Source organism: Streptomyces swartbergensis (assembly GCF_002148965.1).
GTDB classification, from domain to species: Bacteria; Actinomycetota; Actinomycetes; order Streptomycetales; family Streptomycetaceae; genus Streptomyces; species Streptomyces swartbergensis.
The window spans coordinates 1-1309 of the sequence record NZ_NGFN01000710.1 but is presented as its reverse complement, the minus strand read 5'-3'; the positions used below and the strand labels follow the sequence as shown (position 1 = coordinate 1309).

The following is a 1309-nucleotide window of genomic DNA, read 5'->3' as shown; positions in this document are numbered from 1 at the left end:
CAACACCGTCCGCGGCATGTTCGAGCTGATGTACGGCTTCACCAACGACCTGGCCCCCAACTTCCAGCTCATCGTCAGCGACCACGCCAACCTGTCCGACCAGTGGTATCAAGACTGCGTCCGCTACAACTGGCGCAACGGCGACGCTCTCGTCCCCCAGGCGTGGATCGACGAACACGCCAGCTAGCCATCCGTCCGCCGTGGCCGATTTCCCGAACGCCTGGTCCCGAGCAACCGGGGCAGTTTTCACCGACGCAGGGGCTCGTCGGCACCGTCCACTACCCCTGCGCTCACCGCCGTCAGCGACTCATCGACGCGGCCCGTCCGGGCGGGGTGCTGCACGCATCGGACTGCGAAGAGGCGCCGCAGGGCGCGCCGCTGCTCGCCCTGGACGTTGCGGAGAGCCCGGCGACGCGGCTGTCGTCGGCCCCTACAGCTGCCACTGCGGCCCCCGGGTCGCCTCCCTGCGCCCGACCCGGGGGCCGGGGCCGGGGTGTTGCTCGCGTCAGGTGGCGCATGGTGGCTTGGTCGGGATGGTGGTGAGGTCACGCACGTGGCGGATGAGCAGTGTTCTGGGGAAGGAGATGACGCCGAGGTCGGGATGGGTCAATGGACAGCCTCCGCCGCAAGCTGCCCGAACGCTGACGTCACGCGCCGTCATACCGTGGGCCAGTGACACGGCTACACGGCACGGTGACGCCGGGCAGGACGTCGGCCTGGTCCTCGTCRCGCAGCAGCTCCCGCAGCGCGGCATAGTGCCGCTGCCAGTCCGCCGGCCACTGGGGGTTCCAGTGCTCATCCACGGCCTCCAGCGCGGCTTTCCACCCGGGGTGGCCGTCCAGTGCGCCGGGCCGCCGAAGGTTGGACAGCCATTGCCCCACGGGCCGGTCCAGGGCCGTCGCCGACCGGGGCGCGCACAGTGTCCAGTGCACTTCGTAGTACGCCTTGGCGGCTTCCAGGTTCTCCTGGAACCGCTCATCCGCTAGCGACCAGACCATGCCGAGCTTCTCCAGCCGCGCCGCGCGCTGGCCGCTCATCTGCCCGGCCCCGTAGGCCCTTCGCTGTTCTGCCACCCATTGCCCAAGGGAGTACGGGCCGGGAGGCTCCTTGTGGCCGTAGGGCACCCGGGCGTGGCCCTCGCGTTCGGTGAACCGCTTGAGTGCCGCCCAGCCGCGGGCCCAGTCCTGCTTCTCGGTGTCGATCACGTTGAAGTTCACCCAGTCCGCGACCATCACCGGGTCACGGGGAGCGGCGAAGCGGAGCAACAGGCGGGATTCTTCCTCTCCTTCCTCGGGCGGCGGACCGATGA

General features: G+C 69.8%; 2 protein-coding genes. One reads left to right on the top strand and one right to left on the bottom strand.

What is annotated here, in order from left to right:
• Nucleotides 1-187, top strand: a 187-nt coding sequence (locus tag CA983_RS43790; protein ID WP_143645848.1) for a DUF3732 domain-containing protein, incomplete at its 5' end; no start/stop codon positions are given.
• A gap of 460 nt (nt 188-647) precedes the next feature.
• On the opposite strand, the gene CA983_RS43785 is transcribed toward CA983_RS43790, so the two are convergent.
• Nucleotides 648-1309: helicase associated domain-containing protein (locus tag CA983_RS43785; protein ID WP_244207359.1), on the bottom strand; the 662-nt coding region annotated here is incomplete at its 5' end.